Genomic DNA, 23,674 nt, shown 5'->3' on the forward strand with positions numbered 1-23,674 from the left:
CAATCCTTTTATTTGTCATGAATGTTGGTTATGATTTTTCTATATTGATTAGAGAATAAATAAATGTATCATATGGCACATTATTTTGATGCATATATTTCTTTAATAAGCCTTCTTTTTCGAAGCCTACTTTTGTTAATAGCTTGTTAGAAGCATCATTTTCTGTGAAAACGATGGCTCCTATCCGCAATAACGCCATCTCTTGAAAGCCAAACGAAATTACTTGGTCCAATGCCTCTCGTGCATAGCCTTTTCCCCAGCTGTCAGGGAAAAGGGCATAACTGATTTCAGCTTTCTTATGCTCTGTTGACCATTCTTGAAATCCAATAGTACCTATTAGGCCTTCTCGCCCCTTTAGTTCTATCCCCCATTTAATACCTTGTTGTTCCTCATAGTTTTTTGAAAAACGATTAATGATTTGTTTAACTTGCTCTAAACTAGTTAATGGATTTTGACCGTAATGACGTAATACGTCGGGGTTAGAAAAGCAATTTAAAATAGCTTGTGCGTCATTTTCTGTAATTTCTCGTAATACTAATCGATCAGTAGTTAAAGTAGGGAACATGTGGCCACCTCTTTCAAGTATGTTATATCTTCCATATTTTATATGAATAGAGCGAAGATTGCTTCATTTATTTTTTAGTAACACGATTATTTACGTTTAATTTTTTGAATTTCAGCAACAAATATAGACTCTTCCGTTATTTTCACATATTGATAGGTGGATTCCTTCAAATAGCCTTCTTTGTTTAAATACTCTTTTAGGTCTGACTTTCTCTCAAAAATTTTTTCGTTCATCTGTTGCTCGTAATCCTGCTCCTCATTCCCTTTAGTAATGGTCATCAAATACATTTTCGTCATGTCCTTTTCCCCCCTTGGTTCATGCCATATTGATGCTTATCATAAAAAAACCCTGTCAGTGGACAGGGCGTCAGCAACGAAGCTGTTGATATCGTAAAAATATAAGTATTGATGGACGTACGACTAAACTCTTTGTGAACATGACCATTTCGTCCAGCATTTTCTTTTGAAATGGCTGAATGGTCATCGGCTTGAAACGACGGGTTGTCCGTTTCTTTTTATTTGGCTTGCTACCGTAGTATGTTCACGGTAATAGCCGTTGCTTTGATCGTTTGATGTTGCGGTGGTGTTTTGGGTTCCATATACAATGTTGTGTAATACGCATCCGCAATAACAATCAAGTAAATAATTAAAAGTAATCGTTTTGTTCAATGGCTCAAAAATCTCAGTTCTCCCTTTTCAAATCTAATCTGTTTCTACTAATTCATACGAACAGAGCTGAAAAAGGTTTCAACTATTTTTAGGGAGACAAATATGCCTCCCTTTCCCCCCTATACTGCTGCCACCATCATTTTCCCAACGATCGATATCCCAATGATCCTGATCTTTTTCTCTGCTTCTCGGAACGAATGCCAACTCACTCACCCTTTTCAAACGTTCTTATCTAGTTTATGAAAAGATAAGGGTTTTCGTTCATCGTAAAATAGGCTGAATTTTAAAGCCTAAGGCAATCGCCGCTCCGATACAACTTGATAGACAGCCCACGATCAAATAAATGCTTACTGTAGATTCACCAATCAAAACAGAGGCAATGCCGCCAATAACAGGAAATAATGCGACCATATAGCCACTTTTGGCTCCTCCAATCCTTTCGACTAGCTTTAAATAAAATAGCCAGGCCAGAAACGAGGCAATAACTGTTAAATACAGTAATGCCGATAGATACGTAATGGATGTCGGAATCATTATTTTTTGTCCTTCCATCCAAACAATTCCACACATGACCACACTACCAACAGCAAAGCCAATCGCATTCGCGTAAACCGGGTCAATTTGGCGCCTCGCATTTCTGGCAGAACTAGCATCACCGATTGCTGTCAATAGCGTTCCTAAAAACGCAATGAGAATCCCTTTGAAATCAGCTAATCCAGAAAAACTATGTAAAGTTGGATAGATTAATACACCCACTCCTATAACGCCTAAAATACCGCCAAGAAGAACACGGCGATGTAACGGCTCTTTCAGAAAAATTCGTAAAGCAATAGGCGTTAATATCACTTTTAATGAAAAAATTAACGTGACCATGGCTGCTGAGCTGAGCATCGTCGCGTAATACAAACATAAATAACTGAATGCAAAATTACAAACGCCAAAAACAATGATAAAAGGAATATCCTGCTTTTGTGGTTTACCCTGTGGTTTCATGAACCATGCCAGTATTAAAAATAATAGAGCTGTTATGACTAAACGATAGGTTAACGATAATTCTAAACTAACGGGGGTCCCTTGTATTTTTACGGCAATAAAGTTAAGACCCCAAACGATTAAACAAAATATATACATAAAATTCGTCATACTGTAAATTCCTTCAACTTTCCTATGCCTTCCATCTGCCCATCATAATAGTGTGATAGTATTGTCCATCTTTTCTGAATACCATTAGCATCTGCCCAGTCGATAGATTCTTGCATCAGGGCTTTACCAATGCCATAGCCCCAAAAATCCTTCCTGACACCAACACCAAAAGTAACCTTATGGGCCAGCCTTATCAATGTAGAACCCTCACATCTTGAGTATCCTACAAGTTGATCACCAACGACTGCTACTAAACATAGATTTTTAGGGCTTGCTAGGTCATTGGAAATGAGCTGCTCGAATCCTACTCGATCAATGAATCCCTCCCCTTGTGCTCGGTCAAAGTTTTCCGTTTCACCATCTAATTGTAAACGTAAATCTGACAAGGCTTGTGCATCCTCCGGTTCGGCACAGCGGACCGTATAGGACAACGCTTTATATTGATAGTTTCTTTTGTTAATCAGCATGCTGGAACTCCGCAACTGGCTGAATTCGTACAAATCGATTGTGCCAAATACATTCATGGTGCTGAATGATTTGTGGTGCTGCAAGAACATCATTAGATAATGTACTGTGGGCATCCTCCACTAAAATATTGTGATGATAGCCATGACTGAAAGCACTACGAATCGTTGTATCCAGGCAAAACTCCGTTTGTGCACCAGCAAATACTAATTGCTCAATATGTTGCTCCTGCAAGTATTGGGCAAGCTCAGTTTGATAAAAGGCATCCCATGTTGGTTTTTGAATCACCTTATCCTCCTCTTGTTGATGAAGACCATGATATAGCTCCCATCCAGGCTGACCGTAAGCAAAGTCTACATCCTCGGCATCCGTATGCTGAATAAAAATAATAGGTACTTCATTATTGCGTGCCCATGCAATTAACGAATTAATAGTATTGATGACCATTTCGTCATTCCATAGATTTTGTTGGCTGTCTAAAAAGAAGGCTTCTTGTATATCGATAATGATTAGAGCTTGTTTCATAGGATTCTCCTCTATTTGCGACTTTTTCTTAATTATTGTACTGAATTTTTTATTGGAAGAAAATATAAAAAAAGAAGTACCTAGCGATTTGCTAGATACTTCAACGTCTTTATTTCATTAATTCTTCAACAAACTCAACCGGCACATATGTTTTACCATTCTCTAATAAAGCAGGTGCTACGTCAAATTGGCGAATCGCTTTATTATAGCCATATTCTTTTTGACCACGAGTAATTGTGTAGGAAACAGCACCTTTAGAAATAATTGCACCTTTAGGCGTTACTTCTACTTCAAAGCCAAGCTTTTCTACGATTAATCGTAAAGGAACCATTTTTGTCCCTTCTACTTCATAAAAATCTTTTTGAATAATCTCCTCAATGGCACCATGATCTGGTGTTGGTTCAGGCGTTGGCACTGGGTCCACTTCAACTGGCTCTTCCTTCTCAATATTATCTAACACGATAACCTTTGAAGGTGGTGTTTGGGCAGGAATACTCATTGTTGCAATTGTGTAGAACACTACTAAGTGCTGCTCTTCTAAATCACTAGCTTTTAGCTCTTTGCCAGAAACACTTTCAATTTTTGTGTCTTCCCCCACATTTAATTTCAAATAATTGTCTGTATCGATTAAGTTTTTATCGAAGTAATCGACTTCCACGCTACCCATATTATCTTTTTCTACAATAATTACTTCTGGATTATACTGTGGTGGATATATAGCAAGCATAGGCTTTTTCGCATAAGAGTAAGCTGACACCTTATCCCCTTTTTGAAGCTTCACTTCTTTCCCCATATTGTCGAATACTAATGAATCTTTATCGACAACCACAATATTCGTCAGTTCACCTTCTACCACCGTATAGTAGGTCGCGTTGTCACGGACATCTACATTTTCAACTTTTCCAGTTACTTTAACAAAAACTGGCTGAGCTTGTTGCTCGTTAGTTTCTGAAGTATTCACAACAGCCTCAACCTCGCTCGCTGATGCAGTTGGAACGCCCATTGCGCTCCCTACTAATAATGCTGTCATAGCAAATGGTACGACCTTCTTCATTTTCATACAAAAAGCATCTCCTTCATTTCACGAATTCATAGAAGTAGTCGTCCTCATATGAAAAAGGTTACAATATGGCTAAATTTTTTTGAAAGCAGTCATTATACAGGTAGCACATTCCTTACTTAAAAGATAAATTTTAATCGGTTAAGGATGCGCTGCAAGAAGTATTGATGTTCACTTTGCTTGGTCCTTAAATCCCGAGCAACATCAGGATGATCGGTAATGACGCCGCTCACATTTTTTTCGATAAAGGTTTGTAAAGAACGGTCATCATTCAGCGTCCATACAAATAAATCCATCGGGTTCTGCTTCAGCTCCTCAATCAGCTGCTCTGTTACCCATGACTCCTCTAAGGCAATAAAATCCACACTTTCTTCCATCGGACCGATATTAAGCGCGTAGACAATACCCACTCTTAGATTCGGTACTAATTTTTTTAATTGTGTCATTTTCTGTCCATCTGAAGATTGCACATAATACGAATCCAGCACCTTGTATTTTCGTAGCTTTTCCACTAATTTGGGTAACATATCTTCCGTTTCCTTGCCATGTACCTTTAACTCAATGAGTAACGCAACATCTAAAGCTTTAGCAATTTCGATACAATCCTCTAAAGAGGCAATTTTATCACTATAGCCATTTTGATGAATCGTTAATGTTTTTAATTCACTTAAGGTCATATTAGCAATGACCCCGTTTTTACCTGCCAATCGCCGCAATGTACGGTCATGGAATACGACAAATTCACCATCTACTGTTTGCTGAATATCAATTTCAATGAGGTCTGCACCTGCATTAGCCGCGCTCACTAGCCCGCTAATCGTATTTTCAACATTGCCAGCCACATAGCCGCGATGGGCAATAATTTTTGTATCAGGTGCATAAACACTTTTCTCTAAAGAATTGATATTAATCATACTTAATACTACAAACACTACAAAGCAAATGAGCAGTAAAGGTTTATAACGTCGTTTCCTATGCTTACCCGATTTGTTGATTTTCCCTATAACCGGTGTATTGTAAGTAATGGCAACCATGACTTGTGAAAACATGGCCTGTAATAAACTAAAGAGCACCACAAAGACCATTTCTAAAAAGGCGAGCGTTAACCCGGCTGTCATCAATGCGGCATTTGGTAGCAAGCGTTCCATTAAATAAAGTGGAATCGTGCCAATTACGGTTATACTGAGCATGACGAATAAATGCCCTGTTAAAAGCATGACCAATAAGGCTAAAAGCTCCAATAAACCTCTTTTGGAAAATCGCCAGCTTTGCTTGAATGAACGTAAAATAGAAATGTTTGGCTGGATCGTAAAAATAGGTAACGTTAAAATACTCCGAATACCGATCATCACTAAAATACTTGCCACTGCGGCATATGCTAGCCTACCTGCTCGACTACTCATGATTTCTTCTGTTAAAAAATGTGGAAGTGAGATGGATTGGGTTAAGGTGAGTGGTAGCATGAAAGAAGCGAGTGGCATTAATAGAGCAAGATAGACGATTAAAAATAGTACTTGGACACTAAAAAAATACACAACCTTACGATTCAGTTGCTGCCATATAGAAAAAAATCGATAGCGCATTCCTCTTTGTTGATGAAAGGCCATTAAAAATAAGAAGCCCATTTCATAATAAACAAATAATAAGAACAACAAGATGAATAGACAAATCATCATCATGACAAAGGGATGGGCCACAAAGCTTTGCCAATTTTGCTCGGTAATATGTGTATATCCTGTTACTCTGAGCATGAGCTTTAACATCGTAGAGCTTACAGGGATCATTAATAAAAACTGAAAGATTCTAATTAATGCGAAAACCTGTACATAGTCAAATCGATATATATAAATATTATAAACAGCCTGTCGCATTACTTGTCCTGCCTTGTGCACATAATCACCCCTGTTACAGTTAAAATCGCTCTCTTCTAACGTATGTTTTGGCCGCCACGGCACAGTACTCAAAGCAATAAAATAGCAATTTGTTCAAGTATCCTATGCAGCTTGGAGAGAAAAGATTTGTGTATTTATCGTGACGTTCTCCATTTTCTTGAAACTTTTCTCGAAGCTATCCTGTATATAACTAGATACCCCGTAGCGAAAGGAGCGCAAACATGAAATTCGACATTGGCGATATGATAAGTACAACGGTTCTTCTATGCCTGTTTTTAGCTATCTTTTTCGGCATGATTCGTATGATCAAAAAAATGAAAGCAACGATACCTGTGCCTCCTCCACCAACCATGCAACAGCAAGTAGAGGACTTAACAAAACGAGTAACGAGCTTAGAACACCAAGTAAATAATTTTGCGAATAGGAAATAACTAAAAAAATCGCTGCAAGGTTGCCCTTCAGCGATTTTCATATACAATCTTACCATCTACCACCGTACAAAATACTTCAATTTGAGGTAGTAGCTCTATAGCCACTGTGAAAATATCCTCTTTTAAAATCGTAAAATCGGCTGTGTAGCCCTCTGCAATTTTACCACGACTGTGCTGCTGTCCAATGATTTCAGCCGCTCCCCCTGTATACAAATGGACCGCATCGAAACGAGAAATTTTCTCCTTAGGATTATAGCCATCATGTTTTTCTCCCACATTGCATCGTGTGACAGCAGCATAGATTCCGATTAATGGATTCGGTACTTCAATCGGCGCGTCACTGCCACCAGCCACCACAAGTCCACGGTCAAGAAGTGACTTTAAAGGATGTAAGCCTTGAGCACGCTCCTCTCCAAGCTTCAATAGCTCAGCGTCATACTCCCCCTGAACAAATTGCGGCTGCATATCGATAGCAACAGGTAATTCAGCTAGTTTACTTAAAATGCCCTCGTCGACCAAGCTACAATGGATCACCCGATCAAGCTGACCAGCCTGTGGTGGATATGCCGCAAAAACATCTAAAATCAGTTCGATGGCTAAATCTCCGATTGCATGGACGGCGACGGTTTGTCCATATTGACGAGCTAGCTGCACATACTTCGTTAATTGCTCTGTCGTATGAATAAGCATTCCTGTATTGTCTGGATCATCATTGTATGGTTGACGTAGTGCTGCCGTTCTTCCGCCAAAGGCTCCATCAATAAAGATTTTCATGGCACCGAACTCCAAGAAAGGCGAGGAAGTAGTATCCAGCTTTTCTACTTCCTCAAATACGGTATGATGCTGCAATAAATGAACTTTGAAAGATTGCTGAGATTCCACTATTTTACGGTAGGCTTGAATGGGTTGGCTTGGCGGTCCATAATAGCTTAAATCCTCCGAATGTCCCCCCACTAAACCATATGCCTGTAATGAGGCCACCGCTTTCACTAAAGCATCCTCTATATACGCAGGTGTAATATGGGGCATCTGATTGACCACTAAATATAACGCCGCATCCTTTAATACGCCCGTGAGCTGACCATCTATTTTTTCAATAATCCCCCCCTCTGGTGAGGGTGTAGCGTGGGTAATCCCTGCAAAAGCAAGTGCCTTAGAATTAGCTAAAATTAAATGGTGACAGCTACGCTTGATGAGTAAATAGGCTTCACCAAGCGCATCCAGCTCTGCTAAAGTTGGAAAAATGGGCTCTTCAAATTGGTTTTCATTTAATCCAATCGCTATAACCCATTCTTTGGGCGATGCCTTGGACATACGCTCTTGAAGCTTCTCTAGTAACGCCTCTTTACTCGTAATAGCCGATACATCAATATGCTTTAATTTTTCCCCGTAACCAATAATATGTAAATGACTATCTACAAAACCTGGATACATGACATTGCCTTGTAAATGTCGAGTAGAAGTAGCTAATGGCGACAAGCTCTCCACTGAGCCTGTCGCCACAATTTTCCCATCTTCTTCAAGGACTGCTTCTACTGTTTCACCAACCTGAGCCATCGTGTAAATCTTTCCACCTGTCCATAATGTTGCCAAAACAATTCCCCCTATGTCCTATGCTATTGCTTCAATTAAATGTGCTCTTTCTAGACGGCGACGGACAATCACACCAATCCATGCTGCCATTACCGCTTTGACAATCCCTACTACTATAAATGGTGCAGTACCACCCAAGAAGGCTGCTGTCCATGTATAATCTGCTACGATTTTTAACCATACCGTACCGAATGATAACGTAATAATCATGCCGATAATATTGGCAATAATCGCTTGGGTAAACGTAATACCAAATTTATCTAAGTATAAGCCCATAATAATCGCTGTGGCAAGGAATCCTACAATATATCCCCCTGTTGGACCGACTAAAATTCCTAGACCTCCAGACATTCCACTAAACACTGGTAAACCAGCTGCCCCTAGTAAAATATATAATAGAACAGATAATGTGCCTAATCTTGTCCCTAAAATAGTCACGACAATGCCGACTGCTAAAGTTTGTCCTGTAATTGGAATTAGAGGTAGTGGAATAGTCACCTGTGCCAAAACAGCAATAATCGCTGCCCCAAATGCCGCTAACACATATTGATATGTACTTCCTTTTTTCAATGTAAAAAGCCTCCCTTTGCTATACGTTAACTAATAATAAAAATAAGTTAACACAAAGATAAAGCAAATAAAAACGCTTGTCAATAAAAAAAGAGAAATTGCTAGATAACTATCGCAATTTCTCTTCGCTATTATTACCATAAAGGTTCCTTCATAGAATCCTTGTCCTGTAGCTTAAAGATATATGGTACAACCTGATAAAGAAAAATCAGCACCCCTACTAGGAAGAAAATAAAACCGATGAAGTAATTATGGAACACATGTTGCAGCATAATGAATAGAGGGATTGGCATTGAAAGGATCCCCCCTAATTGCATGGATTTTTTCGTACGATACTGTTTTTGGCCACAATGAGGACACACAATTTCTCCATTTTTGCGATACAATTTGCGTGCCTCCTTTTCAGACCAGCTTTCCCCGCATTCAATACAAATAGGAAGACCATATCCTTTTTTTAGTAATACGCGCTTGACAATATAAGCAGCACCGATAAAAAAGCCCAACAACAAAATTCCTCGAACGTAATCAGAATTGAATATTGTCCACCAGCTCCAGGCATCGGACTGTATAGTTGCTGCTTGGTGACCTGTGGTGCGCTGTTCCTTCTGCTCTGATAAAAGATAACTAAAACTAATGACCAATACAGTAAAGGTAGCTAGTACGACGCGGTACGTCCATTGATTACCTACTTTATGCATTTCTTTCTGTCTAGCCTTTTCTGCGATGAGTTGTTTACGCTTCCCCGAGAATTTTACATCTTGTAGTTCCTTTAATAGCTCTTCTTTAAATTGATTCATGTCGTAGCACCTCCCAATCAAAGTCACCGATTGCTGTTGCCAGCTGTTTACGCGCTCGTTGTAGCCTTGTACGAATTGTCGCTTCTGGGCATCGGACAAGCTGTGCAATCTCTACAGTTGTCATCTCCTCAAAATAATACAAAACTAGAACCTCACGATAAGCTACCGATAACGTAAATAACGCCTCTGTCAGCTCTTGTTTGACCGACTTCTCGAGCACTTTCTTCTCTGGTGTAATCGCCGTTGTGCGGCCCGAAATCTTTTCAAATAATGTCAGGCGTTTACTTTTCCAGCTCCGTAAATAATCATGGCTCCGATTGACTGTCATTTTTACTAAATATGTACGCAATGATGCTTGCTGGCGAAACTGCTCCTGCTTTTGATAAAAGGCTATGAACACATCCTGCACAATATCTTCCGCTGTCGCTTTATTCTTCACATATAAATAGGCGACCTTTAGTAAGTAATCCCCATGCTCCTCGATCACTTGTTCAATATCCATCATTGCACTCACCTACTTTCTATACTACTGACGGACGCCATTGCCAATGCGATTCATTTTTTCTAAAAAAATAAAAAATCCGCAGCGGCTATTGCCAAGTCTGCGAATTTTTGAATTCATCTATTAAATACCCATTTCTCGCATCGTCGTTGCAACTTTTGCCATTCGGTCATCCAAATCTTTACCGATGAATGGTGGTAAACGCAATTCACTGATGATAGAACCATCACTCATAAAGAGAATACGCTCCGTTCGTGCCGCTATTTTCGGATCATGTGTCACAAGCATAACCGTTGTACCTTCTTGATTGATAGAGGCTAGAATATCCATAATTTCCTGGGCAGACGTTGAATTCAAAGCGCCTGTTGGTTCATCACCAAATATCATCGATGGACTACTAATTAAAGCACGGCAAATGCCTGCCCGCTGAAGCTGGCCACCTGAAACCTGCGTAATATCACGCTTTGCTAAGTCTGCAATCCCTACTTTTTTCATGATGCTCTGTGCTTTTTCCGTTAATGCATCCACATTTTTTCGCTGATTACGCACTGCGGGTAATACTATATTATCAAGGATATTTAAGCTTTTAAGAAACGTGGGCTGCTGAAACACAAAGCCCATCCGCGTTCGACGGAGCTCAGCTAGCTCCTTGTCATGGAGTGTTGCTACATCAACTCCATCAAAAGAAACCCGACCATGATCAATGCTATCCATACCACTAAGAGCATACAGTAAGGTTGATTTGCCGCAACCCGAGGGACCCATAATGGAAACGAACTCACCCTCATATAAATCGATGGATACAGCCTTTAAAACCTCATGTCGCTCTGTTCCGACCTGAAATGACTTGACTATTTGTTCACCAGTCACAAGTTTTTTCATGTTCTACTCCTTTATATAATCCATTATTTTTAATTGTCCCGCCTTAATAGTCCCAATAAGCGTTGCTAGAAGTACGACGCAGAGGAGGGCTAATGGGCAAAAAACATAGGCAGCTAATGGATTAATGATAAAATTAAATGAAGCTGCACCAAAGGATGCAATGACCGTGGTCGTCAGAAATTCCCCTAATGTGTTGGCGAGCAATGTCCCCGCAAAAATAGCCAACATTAAGACAACAACTGATCGTGCCGCATATTGTATGGAAATATCGACGTTCGTAAAGCCCATCGATTTCAAGATAGCGATGGGAGATCGATCCTTTGCGATCAGCATGTTCATAAATAACAGTGTCACCAGCACACACATAAAGAGAGCTACTATAAGGGCTGCACTCGATACTTGCTTCATGGAGCTGATGGTCGTTCCAAAAGTTTGATAAATATATTCATCAATGCCTGAAACCTTGGCAAAATAGAAGCTATCTGCATACTCCGCAACCTTTTTTTCGACTTCCGATTGTTTCGATAGCGAACCATAGAAAACATTCCACATACTTTCTGTGGAATCATCAAAGAATGCTGCCTTCGCTGTTTTCCCACCATTAGTAATATCCGAATAGATGCCACTTACGGTTAGGGTTTTCGTTTCACCTTGGATGATAAGTAAAATGGTATCGCCCACTTTTTTTTGAAGCTCCTCCGCATTAAGAACAGAAAGTGCTATTTCATCCTGAGCTACCGGCGCACTCCCTTGCGCATATTCTACTGGGAAAACGGTATGGTCGCCCAACTCAATTTTTAGACTTTCTTCCACGCCATCATTTGTAATGGTGGTAAACTTTTTCGTTGTCAAAATCGTATAATCTGTAATACCTTGATCTCGCTCTAGCGTTTTGACCACAGCTGTTACATGCTGAACATGTTGACTGCCTTGCGGGATATCTATGCGGATGTCGCTATTGCCTATCCCCATATACGTAATAAAATTTTTGGAGGAAATGGTATGGTATAAATTTTGAGGCACAATGATAATAAAAGTTGCTACTATGAAGACAGTGAGCATTGTGGCATATAAACCTTTACGAGAAAGCACATCCTTCACACCCAAAACGAGATTGATTGGAAGCCTTTTATTGGAGCTAATATTTAGCCACCTCGCATGTTTACCTTTACTTTGTATTGCGCCAAATCGGATAGCCTGAACAGCCGAAAGCTTGCGAAACTGTTTCAACATAAATTGTACATAAATTAGTATAGAAGCAAATACTAGTACCAGACCGATAATAGTGAATAGCCAGACCAATGATGTATTCGCTGTATCCCCCATATATAGGCGGATATTGGCTAAAAGAATATCCCTCACCGTAAAGGAAAGTATAAAGCCAAGCACACAGCCAAATGCCGCTATTACGCCATATTTAGCAAGATACATTTTCTGAATATCTGTAACACGTATACCAATAGCCTTCATTATACCGATTTCACGATAATCCTCTTCCATTTTTGTTAGCAATGTAAAACGGATACACATAAATGCAATGACTACCACGAGTACGCTGATTAATAAAATAACAGCGATCATCAAACCATCCGATATGGAATTTATCATTTTGAAGAGCGGCCAAGTAATCGTAGGTCCGTTCGCTTCTAAATGTGCACGATGATAGTCCTCTTCAAAGCTTCTTAAATCAGCCAAATCTTTCAAACGAAACTCTATTAAATATTCAATAGTACCGGCTGCCTGAATCGCTGCATAATCCTCTTCACTCACAAGGAATCGCTTGGATGATGCTAGCATGGAATTCATTTGCGAATCCCGTAAAAAACCTGCAACCGTAAATGGCTTATTATGGACCATCACTGTATCACCAAGCTTGGCTGTGCCGTCCTTCATATAGCCTACAGGTACATAAATGTCTCCGTTATCTGCTTCAATCACATGGCCATCAAGGTCTAGTAAAAAATCAAACTTCTCACTTTGCGTAGTTAGCCCATTGTCCTGAACATTTTGTGCAAGTGTGTTGCCTGCCATGTTGATCTTGGCACCATCTACATTGAGAAATTCGTTGATCTGAAATTCATCCACCAGCTCATTTCGCTCGGCAAAGTCAATGAGACGCGCTTGATCGATAGTACCCGAATGCATCTGAAGAAAATGTGGTGTTTCTGCTTGCTTTAATAATGTATCAATAGAGGTTGATAAATGAACAATCAGAACGGCCGAAAGCGTAACAAGCATAGCCGCACCTGCGACAAACAGTGTTGTCAAACATGTAATTAGCTTACTATTCGCTATATCATTCCGCACAATTTTGAAATACATAGGTCACCCCTTTGTCAGTTTTAAGACCCTAAGTACAATTATTTCGTCCCGTCTTCCCCCTCATGACCAAATATTTTCATCATGTACAACAAACTACCGCTTTCCACGCCTAGCATTCTCTCTACATTGAAGATAAATGCTGGGACACGAGCAGCCCGCTCTTCATCTGACAACAACACCAAATCATCATCGAAGACGGTATTTGTATATGCGACAATCATCTCCATGCATTCGTATGGGTACGGTGTATGATAAATCCCTTGTGCAATACCCTCACGGATGATACTCGTCAATAATGGCGGTACTTGATTCATGACCACCTGCTGTATTTTTCGATGCATTAATGCATTTTGCGGCTTATGAATATGGTCCATAATTTCCTGACCATTTTCATTCTGCATATTTAATGCCATCACAACCCTCAATATGCGCTCATTCACCGTAATGCTATGATCCTCTGCCACTACCCTTGCCTTCGTTAACATCGTTTCCGTATAACGTTCAATGAGGGCATCCATAATATCTTCCTTGGATTTAAAATGATAATAAAGAGTACCGCGTGCAATTCCTACTTTTTCAAGAATATTATTTGTGCTAGTGCCATCAAACCCCTTCTGCGTAAACAGTTCATCTGCTGCATCTAAAATTTCATTTCTGCGTTCCTCTGCCTTTTTCATTTCCCTCATCTTAACAACCCCCTATAATCGACCGACTGACTGTCGAAATATCCTAGCTTTATCGTAGCACAACTATATTCCATATGGCAATATTTTCTACAGCCTTTTTTCCAATAAAAAAACTGCCCCGTTCCCATTAAATACGGCTGAACCGCCAAGAAAAAACGACAAAAGCCATCGAGAGTGCTCGACGGCTTTTACCTACAATCATTATTCTTCGTTCCTTTTATACTCTAATATATCCCCTGGCTGACATTCTAACGCCTCACAAATCGCCTCTAACGTTGAAAAGCGAATCGCTTTCGCCTTACCATTTTTCAATATAGATAGATTCGCCATCGTTATGCCAACCTTCTCTGAAAGTTCTGTTACACTCATTTTCCGTTTTGCCAACATGACATCAATATTGATAATCATCGCCATAGTATTCACCTCAAACCGTTAAATCATTTTCTGATTTGATATCGATGGCATTTTTTAGAAGCTTTTGAAGAACAGCAGCAAAAACTGCAACTACAAAAGAAGCACCAATAATGACCATTCCAATAAGTATAAGACCTGGGGCATCGTCTACTTCCGCAGCATAGTATATCAGTGGCATGCCAACCACGTAAACACTACTAATGACAATTGCACAATATTTAATTTTAATTAAAGCTGTCACTGATAGCTCTGAAAATGCAATGTTTTGATCAATATAGCTTAGCAGCTTGATCGTCGTATATAGAGCAACAAAATAAGCAATTGCCGTTGCATAGACGCCAAGTAATGCAGCAATGGTTAAGACCGGTGAATGCTGAGCTGTGTCTAAAGCAACACGTGGCACCACCCATATACATAAGGCAAAAACCGGCAACCCCATTAGAAAAACAGCAATCTTTAAAAAGAGCGTTTCCCGTTTCATATTACGCACCTCTTTTATTTAATATCCTGTTCAATTTACCATATAATTTATCGTTTTTCAATAAATTTTTATCTAATTTCATGATATTAACAATATCCATTATTTGGTTTAATTTTCTTTTTATTGTGCTATAATCGTTTTTACCATTGTTGAAGGGGGTATTTCAATGAATGACCAAGCTGCAGAAAAAACAATAGAAACAGAGCGTCTCATGCTCCGACTATTCACAGAAGCAGATGCACCTGAAGTAAGTGCATTGTGTAATAATTTTGCTCTATATAAAAGCACGTTAAATTTACCTTATCCCTATACGGTAGACTGTGCATTGTCATGGATTTCCACTCATCAACAAAATTTTGAGCAAGAGCAGCTCTATGAATTTGCCATAACGGACAAACAAAGTGGGCAATTATATGGGGCCATTGGACTGTCGAATCGTCAGCAACACCAAAATGGAGAAATGGCTTATTGGATTGGTGAGCCGTATTGGGGAAATGGCTATGGAACAGAAGTTGCCCGTGCCATCATTGAATTTGCTTTTAAGGAAAAACAGTATCATCGTGTTTATGCGCGGTATTTTCTTTCCAATCCCGCCTCTGGCAAAATCATGGAGAAATGTGGCATGCAGTATGAGGGAACGTTAAAGGATCATGCTTGTAAAAACGGTACTTTTGAGGATATCGTATTTTACGGCATAATTAATCCTTACCGTAGCTTGTAAACGTACATGAAAGAGGCACCTCCTATAAAGTCATGCCTCTTTCTCTTTAAATACCATTTCCCACATCACAATAATGGTTATAGTGTGTAATTTGGTTGCGTCCGTTACGCTTCGACTTGTAAAGTGCTTCATCCGCATGTTGGATAAGCTCTTCCACTATCTTTATCTTGCCAAAATCATTAGTACTAACACCAATACTAAATTCCAATTGAACGGTTTCACCATTCACCGTGAGTGACAAAGCCGTTAAGGTTTGATAAAGGTTGTCAGCTAAGGTTTGCACCGTTTCCCCCTCTTTTACTTGACTGAGGATTATAAACTCATCTCCACCAAAACGAGCGACAATCGATTCAAAGGGTTGAAAATAATCTTGCAATGTTTTAGCGGTATTCGTTAATGCATCGTCTCCAAATAGATGACCATTCATATCATTAATTTCTTTAAAATGGTCTAAATCCACCATCATTAACGCTAATTGCTGATTACCCTCAGCTGCTTTTTCGAGCATCCTCTTTGCATTTTCATCAAAATAACGTCGATTGTAAATATTCGTCAGCGGATCGAAATAAGCATTTTTTTCAAATTGTTTCTTATGATCGTTATACTCCATTTCAAATAATACATGAGAGTAATTTTCACGTTGAATTTCTAACAAAATACTAATATATTCTTTCTGAACAGCACATAAAACAATTTTATTGCCCTGATCCTCTATAAGCTTCACTAATGAATTATAAATGATTTGAAGCAAAGACAAATCATTGTTTTGCAAAGCATAATGCTTAGTCTTTTGATATAAATCAATAGCTTCACTTACGCGTCCCTGTCGTTCACAGAGAATGGCATAGGCATTGAACACCTCTAATTGTACTTTTGAATAGGGCGGGTTATGAATCGTGGCTAGTAGTTCTTGTAATAGTACATTGGCCTCATCAAACTCATCCAGCCATATCAGTGATACTGCTAGGTTTGTTTTCGGATACATAATTCCTGTATAAGGCTCTTTATGCTGCACTTCAAACGCATTCGAGTAATAAAGACTTTTTAAGGCGAATTCCTTGGCTGTACGATAATTGCCCATCGATATTTCCAAATCGCTTAGATTATTATAAATCTTCCCCAAGCTCTCCACATGTTGAATAGATTCAGCAATTTTTAAGCCCTTTAGCATCAGCTCTTCAGATTTCTTTAAGTGACCAAATGTCCCCCAATATATCGCGGCTATATTATAATACTGAATGAGGTCAATATCATTGCCATGTTGAAAAGTTAGCTCACGATATTGTTCAAGTACACTAATCGACAGCTGTAAATCACCTGTTTGAAAATAACTGGCACAGCTATAGCGTAATAAAAGGATTGCCTTATCATACATTCCAAGCTTAATGGCACTTTCAATTGCGGCATTACTTATTTCTATATATTCTAAAAAACGATCCGCGTTATATAATTCATTGAGCGTAATCCATAATTCTTCAAATTCTTGTACGTTCATACCGCTCCCCCTTATATTCAACCTTACTTCTTTAATACTACCTGCGCGAATAAAATATTACAATTCTTTGGACTCATTTATTTTTACAAAATTAAGCAATTAATACTAGACAAATAAATAATTGTGTATATTATCCTACGTTTCTAATTTTATATTTTTATGGTAAATTTAACATAGTACTTTCACTATAATTTTCTCGCTAACAAAAAACAAGCCTCTTTCACAGAGACTTGTTAAGATTCTTCTATACTTAGTAATTCTTTTAATTTCTTAGCCTTTTCGGAGCTTAATTTAATTTCTCCACTCCCTATCTTTTGGAGATAAAGTAAACCGCCATAGCCTTTCCATATTTCAATACGCACCCCCTCCACCTGAAGGGAGTAATCAGGGGGCCTTCTCATATAGTCTGCTGTCTGCCAAGGCATATCCTGCAAGAATTCAGCTACTTCTTGTTCATTTTGCAGATCGAGCTCCAAAGTGACATTAGGCTCCAATACCTCCACATCGTTTAATAAGCCATACTTCCTAACAACCCCATTTTCCTCGATGCTACCCGTTTCAGTCGAATGGAGGGTAATATAGTCCCCTTGTTCTACAGGAAAATCAGCTAATACAGGGTACCAATCAGCTTGCTCATACTTTTCCTCCAGCTGTTCTTCTGTCATTTGATCGAGATCTTTTGGAATAATACCTTCGATAAATAAAAAGGCATTCGACTCAACCTTTGCAACGGTTCCTACTAAAGAGGTGCCAGATGTATTAGTACGGTCCACGATGTTATTTTCCTTTTGAAAGGCCGTCGCCTGTTCAGCAAAATTCATTTGGAAATACCGAATAGCCTCAATATCTGCGACGCCTTTATAGGCATAAAAAGTTGGATATTTTTCCTTATACATCGCGTAGAGCTTCGTTCTAGCTAGATACATCGGCAGGAGAGGTTCCATATAAACATCCACATATTTACTCGGTTCTACTCCTCGAAAAAGAGCTTTATTTTCAGGTGATTGCTGTAGCATTTCCATTTGCTCAACAAAGTTTTTCCTCTCCGTCTCCAGCTCATCCTTTGTATAGGTAATTCCTAATGACTCTGCAAAAAAATATGCGGCAACAAGCTTTTCATACGAGCGATAAGCCTCTTCTTGATAAAATTCCTTATTTTGATTGGGCCACATCATTTGGGCTATACGCTCAAAATGATCGAGCTGGGTTTCATGAAACCATGTAGTCGTCTGGGTCGTTTCCTTCCCTAACAGCTGTACCAGTATAAACCCTGCCACACATACGGTGAGCACCACCGATAAAAGTGTGAATCGATAAGGCTTCTTATTGGAATTCTTAGAATGTAGCACATATTGTTTAACACGTTCTTTGCTACTCGTCATATCCCCTGCTACCTTCACCAATTCTTTGTGTACTTTATTCATCCTTTAGCACCTCCCATTCCTCCTGCTTTAGATAGGACTGTAATGCCTCTCTTGCCCGTCTCAGCCTTGTTTTCACCGTATTTTCAGAAACCTCTAAAACTAGGGCAATATCATGTATTTTCATTTCTTCAAAATAATAAAGAACAATCGGCTCTCTATACAGAAGTGCTAGCTTTAATATTGCCGCTCCCACAGAGGATCGTTCCTCCGCCATGACTAGCTCATCACGTTGTTTATTCCACTTCATAGGAAACACTTTTTCTTGTATTAATAGTTTTTTATAATGCCAGCTTTTTAAATAATCCTTGCTACGATTAATCGTTAAAGTGGATAAAAAAGCGCGTAGCTGTCCACGTTCCTCATAATTACACTGAGAAAATTTAATAAAAACCTCCTGTACAATATCCTCCGCCGTTTGTGGGTTCTTTACGTAAAAATAAGCGAGGCGCAATAAATGCTCTCCATGTTCATCCATGATTTGTTCAAGTATGCCATCCACCTCCCCCTCTTACACAATAAACGATTCCCAATGAATCACGGTTTCAAATTTTTTCTAAACGTGTATTGACCTTGGAGCATACTCCAATGTTAGGATAATTGTAGGAGGTGCTCATATGAAAATAAAACAATTTGCCGAGAAGTTTCAATTATCCACCGATACAGTCCGTTATTACGAAAAAGAAGGACTACTACATCCACAGAAATTAAACAATGGCTACCGTGTGTATGATGGCATATGTGAACAGACCATGAAATTTATTCTCGTCCTACGCCAGCTTGGCTTTACCTTGCAAGAAATCAACTATTTACTGACACTTGAAAAAAAACCTATATCCACCGAGTGTAATGAAGAAACAGTACAGCTATTTTCTGCAAAGATTGCCCATATTGAACAACTCATGCACTTTTATCAGCATGCACGACAATCGCTACAGCTAACTAAAACATTAATGGCTGATGGACAATTTAAAAACAATCAAGAAAAAATTAATTCACTTATTGAAGATATGTACCAAATTTTACAGGAAGGTCGTGGTTACAATGAAACTACGTAAAATTATCTCACTAGAATATGTCATCGCTTTTATTTTAACGGCCTTTTTCTATGGTCACTTAGATTTTTCATGGCTATCATTTATTGTATTTTTACTGCTGCCTGATATCACTATGGCCGGTTATATGATCAATTCAAAAATGGGTGCCCTTTGCTATAATATGGGGCATAGCTTCGTCATACCCGCTATCCTTCTCGTAATTGGCTTTACGCTTTCCATCCCAACCCTTCTAATGGTTGCCTTGATTTGGCTGGCACATATTTTCTTAGATCGAGCACTCGGTTATGGCTTAAAGTATGATGAAGCCTTTACAAAAACACATTTACAGCAGATTGCATAATGAGCAAGATGAAGCATTAAAAATAGGAGCTTGGGTATCCACGCTCCTTAAGGGATCAATGAACGATCATTTACTTGAATGTCTCCTCTTTTAAATGATGTAAATACGTTAACGTAAAATAAAAGCAAATTCTTACTAGAAGAAGCAGGATTCTCATCCGAGATCCTGCTTCTAAACTTTTTATATTAATCGTTTTAACAGTGATTCATAAAGCCCTACCATCAATAATCCAATTATTATCGGAATAAGTGACGTAAAGCTGAAATAAAAGCCTACTTCATCATATAGGCCTGTAAAATGAAATTGTAGCCAAGACACTTGATAGGTATCGCCTACCCCGTATAAAAAAATAGTAGTAAATAAAAACAGTGCAAGACATTTCAACCCTTGTGCTCGTTTCATAGCATCACCTCATTGAACAAGTTCCATTTCTTTTGCATAGCTTACAAGATCCTCTATCGTTAATTCAGGATTTTCGCCAACAATACTATATTGATAGCCCTTTTCTTGCCAAGCAATCGAACGGAAATTTTTATCATCCATAACCGTTCCTTTTTGTCCTCGAATATCTACCTCTTTTTCCTTTAAGATGGGGCCAATTTCAGCGATACTATCATCTGCTTTAAAAATAGTGACGAAAAAAGCTAGCTCCCCATCTAATCCAATGTCAAAAGAATATTCTAGTCGATCCTCTAATCCTTTAACCATTGAAATTTTATCTATAGTTAGACCATTTGTTTGCGGAACCATTAAAAACTTTTCTAGTTGTTGCTTCGCTTCGTCCAATGAAATTAATTCTGAAGTATCTTCACCGCTAATTTCTTGGATTGTTACATCTTTTGGTAGATCAAGCATAAATTGTTGATCATCAATTTTTTCACCAACATTTATTTTTGAGTATTCAGTGATCATTTGATTACCTGCATTATCTGATTTCATTTTTAACGTCAGCCAAGTTTTTTTGTCAATCCATGCTTCTATATCCCCAAATAATGAATCAGATTTTTTAGCTTTTGCTACAATTTTATATGTGTCTCTCCCAGCAACCTTCTCTTCACCGGATATTTTAATATCATGTGTATCTTTAACCAAATTAAAAACAAGCTGTACCTCTTCCCTAGGCGATTGCAGTCCGTCTAATTCACCTTGTGGATAAGCCATTTTATAGGCTGTATGTTGAGTGACATCATAACTTATCAGTTCAGAATCAGTTTTGACTGTGATGACATGTTCATCATTGTCCCCTTTCATCTCTATACGTCTATTGCTATTCTTGACCCATTCTTTCACTTGAGCTTTGCCACCTAGCTCCCCCATATCTAGCGTATATTCGCCATAATAGGTAAGTGGTTCCCTCGATTCCTGAAGTGCTTGCTCAATAATTTCTTGCGGTGAATACGATGCCTCCGTATTACAGCCAACTAAACTAAATGTCATGGCAGCGATTAAGCCCGCTGCTCGGCATGATTTTTTCCAATTCATAGTTCATCTACTCCTTTATAGGTGGTAGCCAGCAGACAACAGCTGTTCCAATATTCTCCCTAGAAAGCAGCTCTACAGTGCCACCATGTTTTTCAATTATTTGATTCGTAATATTTAAGCCAAGACCTGTTCCTCGTTCTCCAGCCTTTGATCTTGCATGATCCGCTTGATACATGGGCTCGAATAACTTTACAATGTCCTTTTGTGGCAAGCCCTGCCCAACATTCTGCACAATCATATACATACCCTCTTGCTTCGTTAAAGCTGGCTTAAGGAAATCAAACCCCCATTCCGGAAAACTTCCAGCTTTAATTGCCGCTAAACCAATAGAAGTACCGATCTCACCATAACGCCATGCATTGCTCAATAAATTATCTATCACCCGCTGAAGTTGTTTAGGGTGCACAGCATACAGCCCAGCTACATCACAGAACACTTCTAATGTAAAACCTTGTTCCTCACATAACGGTTCATAGTCTGACAAAGCCATCTCAAAAAATTCTTCCCCATCAACTGCTACCAGCTCTAATTCATAGTTCGTTGATTGGAGCAATGTAAACATCAATAAATCTTCTAGCATATGCTTCATTCGATCAGCCTTCGTGATGATGACCTGCTGATATTCTTCTTGCTGCTGTAGTGATAAACCATTGTTTAGTAAGGATTCTGCATAGGCTTGAATAGCGGTAAGAGGCGTTTTTAAATCGTGGGAGATACTTGCAATCATCATCTCTTTTTGCTGTTGTTCTACTTTTAAGGAAGCCCGGGCCATTTCAATTTCATGTTGCATCGCCATAAATGTTTGGGAAAGTGAACCAATCTCATCTTTTCTTGAACTTAAATTGGATTCTATATGCTCCCCTTTGGCAAAACTTCGCATTTGATGCATCAGTTCGCTTAATGGTCGATTAAGTTTCCCATTAAGCAACAAAATGACCCCTATATAAATTACTAGAAACAGCAAGATAGAGCCTATAATAACAAGCCATGAACGCTTCTCTACACCTTTTACCCAATCCGTTCTTATTAATTGAATTTCATAGATGCCCAACAAGTCCCCATTGTGATATACAGGCTCCTTGTAGGTAAAGGCGTTGTACGATTGTTGTAAATCATATAAACCTTTAAACATCCGCTCTTTCCATACATAGCCCGATTGTAAAGGGTTAGAGGAATATAAGACAAAACCTGATTTCGTGTAAAGTGTAATCGCTAGCTGCCCATTGGTCAGCTCTTCTATCTCTTCTAAATTTGCAATTTTTTGATATAGTGCTGGATTGTCAACAACCGCTTTTACCTGATTTAGCTCTGTCCATTTATCAAAGTATTCGGCAACATTTTTATCTTGATAATAAGCATTTATCCACACATATAGACTATAAGCACCAGATATGGGCAACACCATGACAATAAAAAAAGTGATAAGTAACCAAGATTTAATTTTCATAATGGTTCACCAATAAAACGGTAACCCTTGCCCCACACAGTTTGAATAAAATATGGATGTTTAACCGAATCCTTAAGCTTTTCTCGTAGTGCCTTAATATGTACTGTGACAGTATGTGTGTCCTCTAAAGTCGTTTGCTGCCAAATATGCTGATATAGTTCCTCTTTCGTAAAGGTTTGCTTCGGATTTTTTGCTAATAGATTGACAAGAGCAAATTCCTTTTGAGTTAACGCTATTTCTTGCTGATTAACGCTCACTATCTCTCGTTGCCAATCAATTAATAATCCATTGGCATAGGCAGTCTGCTTTTCTACATCGTCTTGCTTGTTATAGCGTCTCCAGCGTCTAAGATGAGATGCCACCCGAGCCTTTAATTCCTCCAAACTAAACGGCTTTGCAATATAATCGTCCGCTCCCTGCAAGCCCTCCACCTTATCCGCTTCTTCCTTACGAGCACTCATCATAAGGATGGGCACATCACTTTCCCAACGTATATTTTGACAAACCGTAAGACCATCCATTTCTGGTAGCATCCAATCCACCAACACTAAATCAAATGGTTGCTCCTGAAAATCTGCCAGCCCTTCAAGACCCGTAGTGGCCCATATTACAAGATAGCCCTCTTGCTCCATTGTATCTTTGACAATGCGACCAATAGCTGCATCATCCTCAATCAGTAATAACTTTACCTTCATTCATTCTCCTCCTGCACTA

27 protein-coding genes are annotated in these 23,674 nt (G+C 39.0%); 4 read left to right on the forward strand and 23 right to left on the reverse strand.

Annotated features, from left to right (window positions below):
- Positions 1-28 precede the first annotated feature (28 nt).
- The 7 genes from AC07YC_RS06280 to AC07YC_RS06310 form a co-directional block, all read right to left on the reverse strand.
- Positions 29-565 (reverse strand): GNAT family N-acetyltransferase, encoded by a 537-nt coding sequence (locus AC07YC_RS06280; RefSeq protein ID WP_494918760.1) that lies wholly within the window; start codon positions 563-565, stop codon positions 29-31.
- A gap of 86 nt (positions 566-651) precedes the next feature.
- On the reverse strand, positions 652-861 hold the full coding sequence (locus AC07YC_RS06285; RefSeq protein WP_336635924.1) for a hypothetical protein: 210 nt from the start codon (positions 859-861) through the stop codon (positions 652-654).
- A gap of 633 nt (positions 862-1,494) precedes the next feature.
- Positions 1,495-2,376 carry a DMT family transporter gene (locus AC07YC_RS06290; RefSeq protein WP_494918761.1) on the reverse strand — a complete coding sequence of 294 codons (882 nt, stop codon included), beginning with the start codon at positions 2,374-2,376 and terminating at the stop codon, positions 1,495-1,497.
- A complete protein-coding gene (locus AC07YC_RS06295) occupies positions 2,373-2,843 on the reverse strand; it encodes a GNAT family N-acetyltransferase (protein ID WP_494918762.1) in 471 nt (156 codons plus the stop codon). The genes AC07YC_RS06290 and AC07YC_RS06295 overlap by 4 nt, the downstream gene beginning before the upstream one ends.
- Complete coding sequence (locus AC07YC_RS06300; RefSeq protein ID WP_494918763.1) at positions 2,833-3,366, reverse strand: cysteine hydrolase family protein; 534 nt, start codon at positions 3,364-3,366, stop codon at positions 2,833-2,835. Before AC07YC_RS06300 ends, AC07YC_RS06295 begins: the two co-directional genes overlap by 11 nt.
- Before the next feature lie 109 nt (positions 3,367-3,475).
- A complete protein-coding gene (locus AC07YC_RS06305; protein ID WP_494918764.1) occupies positions 3,476-4,426 on the reverse strand; it encodes a stalk domain-containing protein in 951 nt (316 codons plus the stop codon).
- A gap of 119 nt (positions 4,427-4,545) precedes the next feature.
- On the reverse strand, positions 4,546-6,318 hold the full coding sequence (locus AC07YC_RS06310; RefSeq protein ID WP_336635930.1) for a glycerophosphoryl diester phosphodiesterase membrane domain-containing protein: 1,773 nt from the start codon (positions 6,316-6,318) through the stop codon (positions 4,546-4,548).
- A gap of 221 nt (positions 6,319-6,539) precedes the next feature.
- Between AC07YC_RS06310 and AC07YC_RS06315 the strand changes: the two genes are divergently transcribed.
- Complete coding sequence (locus AC07YC_RS06315; protein ID WP_069480989.1) at positions 6,540-6,749, forward strand: hypothetical protein; 210 nt, start codon at positions 6,540-6,542, stop codon at positions 6,747-6,749.
- 27 nt (positions 6,750-6,776) lie between these two features.
- On the opposite strand, the gene AC07YC_RS06320 is transcribed toward AC07YC_RS06315, so the two are convergent.
- The 9 genes from AC07YC_RS06320 to AC07YC_RS06360 all read right to left on the reverse strand — a co-directional run bounded on the left by AC07YC_RS06320 (position 6,777) and on the right by AC07YC_RS06360 (position 14,996).
- On the reverse strand, positions 6,777-8,342 hold the full coding sequence (locus AC07YC_RS06320) for an amidohydrolase (RefSeq protein ID WP_494918765.1): 1,566 nt from the start codon (positions 8,340-8,342) through the stop codon (positions 6,777-6,779).
- 18 nt (positions 8,343-8,360) lie between these two features.
- A complete protein-coding gene (locus tag AC07YC_RS06325; RefSeq protein WP_008175833.1) occupies positions 8,361-8,912 on the reverse strand; it encodes a biotin transporter BioY in 552 nt (183 codons plus the stop codon).
- Positions 8,913-9,046: 134 nt separating this feature from the next.
- Complete coding sequence (locus AC07YC_RS06330) at positions 9,047-9,709, reverse strand: TIGR04104 family putative zinc finger protein (RefSeq protein WP_494918767.1); 663 nt, start codon at positions 9,707-9,709, stop codon at positions 9,047-9,049.
- Entirely contained in the window at positions 9,696-10,214 is a 519-nt protein-coding gene (locus AC07YC_RS06335) for a sigma-70 family RNA polymerase sigma factor (RefSeq protein ID WP_336635936.1), read from the reverse strand. Before AC07YC_RS06335 ends, AC07YC_RS06330 begins: the two co-directional genes overlap by 14 nt.
- A 120-nt stretch (positions 10,215-10,334) precedes the next feature.
- A complete protein-coding gene (locus AC07YC_RS06340) occupies positions 10,335-11,093 on the reverse strand; it encodes an ABC transporter ATP-binding protein (protein ID WP_494918768.1) in 759 nt (252 codons plus the stop codon).
- Positions 11,094-11,096: 3 nt separating this feature from the next.
- Positions 11,097-13,415 carry an ABC transporter permease gene (locus tag AC07YC_RS06345; protein ID WP_494918770.1) on the reverse strand — a complete coding sequence of 773 codons (2,319 nt, stop codon included), beginning with the start codon at positions 13,413-13,415 and terminating at the stop codon, positions 11,097-11,099.
- Between the two features lie 38 nt (positions 13,416-13,453).
- Entirely contained in the window at positions 13,454-14,101 is a 648-nt protein-coding gene (locus AC07YC_RS06350) for a TetR/AcrR family transcriptional regulator (protein WP_494918772.1), read from the reverse strand.
- Between the two features lie 201 nt (positions 14,102-14,302).
- Positions 14,303-14,515, reverse strand: a complete 213-nt coding sequence (locus AC07YC_RS06355) for a helix-turn-helix domain-containing protein (RefSeq protein WP_008175824.1) — start codon at positions 14,513-14,515, stop codon at positions 14,303-14,305.
- 10 nt (positions 14,516-14,525) lie between these two features.
- On the reverse strand, positions 14,526-14,996 hold the full coding sequence (locus AC07YC_RS06360; protein ID WP_336635940.1) for a DUF2975 domain-containing protein: 471 nt from the start codon (positions 14,994-14,996) through the stop codon (positions 14,526-14,528).
- Positions 14,997-15,162: 166 nt separating this feature from the next.
- Here AC07YC_RS06360 and AC07YC_RS06365 point away from each other — a divergent pair, with 166 nt between their 5' ends.
- Entirely contained in the window at positions 15,163-15,717 is a 555-nt protein-coding gene (locus AC07YC_RS06365) for a GNAT family N-acetyltransferase (RefSeq protein ID WP_494918774.1), read from the forward strand.
- A gap of 46 nt (positions 15,718-15,763) precedes the next feature.
- On the opposite strand, the gene AC07YC_RS06370 is transcribed toward AC07YC_RS06365, so the two are convergent.
- The 3 genes from AC07YC_RS06370 to AC07YC_RS06380 all read right to left on the reverse strand — a co-directional run bounded on the left by AC07YC_RS06370 (position 15,764) and on the right by AC07YC_RS06380 (position 19,111).
- Entirely contained in the window at positions 15,764-17,212 is a 1,449-nt protein-coding gene (locus tag AC07YC_RS06370; protein WP_494918776.1) for a tetratricopeptide repeat-containing diguanylate cyclase, read from the reverse strand.
- A gap of 233 nt (positions 17,213-17,445) precedes the next feature.
- A complete protein-coding gene (locus AC07YC_RS06375; RefSeq protein ID WP_494918778.1) occupies positions 17,446-18,636 on the reverse strand; it encodes a hypothetical protein in 1,191 nt (396 codons plus the stop codon).
- Positions 18,629-19,111 carry a sigma-70 family RNA polymerase sigma factor gene (locus tag AC07YC_RS06380; protein WP_494918780.1) on the reverse strand — a complete coding sequence of 161 codons (483 nt, stop codon included), beginning with the start codon at positions 19,109-19,111 and terminating at the stop codon, positions 18,629-18,631. Before AC07YC_RS06380 ends, AC07YC_RS06375 begins: the two co-directional genes overlap by 8 nt.
- Before the next feature lie 139 nt (positions 19,112-19,250).
- On the opposite strand from AC07YC_RS06380, the gene AC07YC_RS06385 reads away from it, so the two are divergent.
- Positions 19,251-19,691: a MerR family transcriptional regulator gene (locus AC07YC_RS06385; protein ID WP_494918782.1), complete on the forward strand. Its 441-nt coding sequence runs from the start codon at positions 19,251-19,253 to the stop codon at positions 19,689-19,691.
- Complete coding sequence (locus AC07YC_RS06390) at positions 19,678-20,031, forward strand: DUF4260 domain-containing protein (RefSeq protein WP_494918784.1); 354 nt, start codon at positions 19,678-19,680, stop codon at positions 20,029-20,031. The genes AC07YC_RS06385 and AC07YC_RS06390 overlap by 14 nt, the downstream gene beginning before the upstream one ends.
- 180 nt (positions 20,032-20,211) lie before the next feature.
- Here AC07YC_RS06390 and AC07YC_RS06395 read toward each other — a convergent pair whose 3' ends face one another.
- Genes AC07YC_RS06395 through AC07YC_RS06410 form a run of 4 tightly spaced genes read right to left on the reverse strand, consistent with a single transcriptional unit; the run spans position 20,212 to position 23,655 of the window.
- Positions 20,212-20,433, reverse strand: coding sequence for a hypothetical protein (locus tag AC07YC_RS06395; protein WP_494918786.1), 222 nt, complete (start codon positions 20,431-20,433; stop codon positions 20,212-20,214).
- 9 nt (positions 20,434-20,442) lie between these two features.
- On the reverse strand, positions 20,443-21,513 hold the full coding sequence (locus AC07YC_RS06400) for a LolA family protein (RefSeq protein WP_494918787.1): 1,071 nt from the start codon (positions 21,511-21,513) through the stop codon (positions 20,443-20,445).
- A gap of 7 nt (positions 21,514-21,520) precedes the next feature.
- Positions 21,521-22,960 (reverse strand): HAMP domain-containing sensor histidine kinase, encoded by a 1,440-nt coding sequence (locus tag AC07YC_RS06405; protein WP_494918788.1) that lies wholly within the window; start codon positions 22,958-22,960, stop codon positions 21,521-21,523.
- On the reverse strand, positions 22,957-23,655 hold the full coding sequence (locus AC07YC_RS06410; protein WP_494918789.1) for a response regulator transcription factor: 699 nt from the start codon (positions 23,653-23,655) through the stop codon (positions 22,957-22,959). The genes AC07YC_RS06405 and AC07YC_RS06410 overlap by 4 nt, the downstream gene beginning before the upstream one ends.
- Positions 23,656-23,674: the final 19 nt, after the last annotated feature.

This window comes from Lysinibacillus sp. GW247-5R2A (assembly GCF_059424475.1).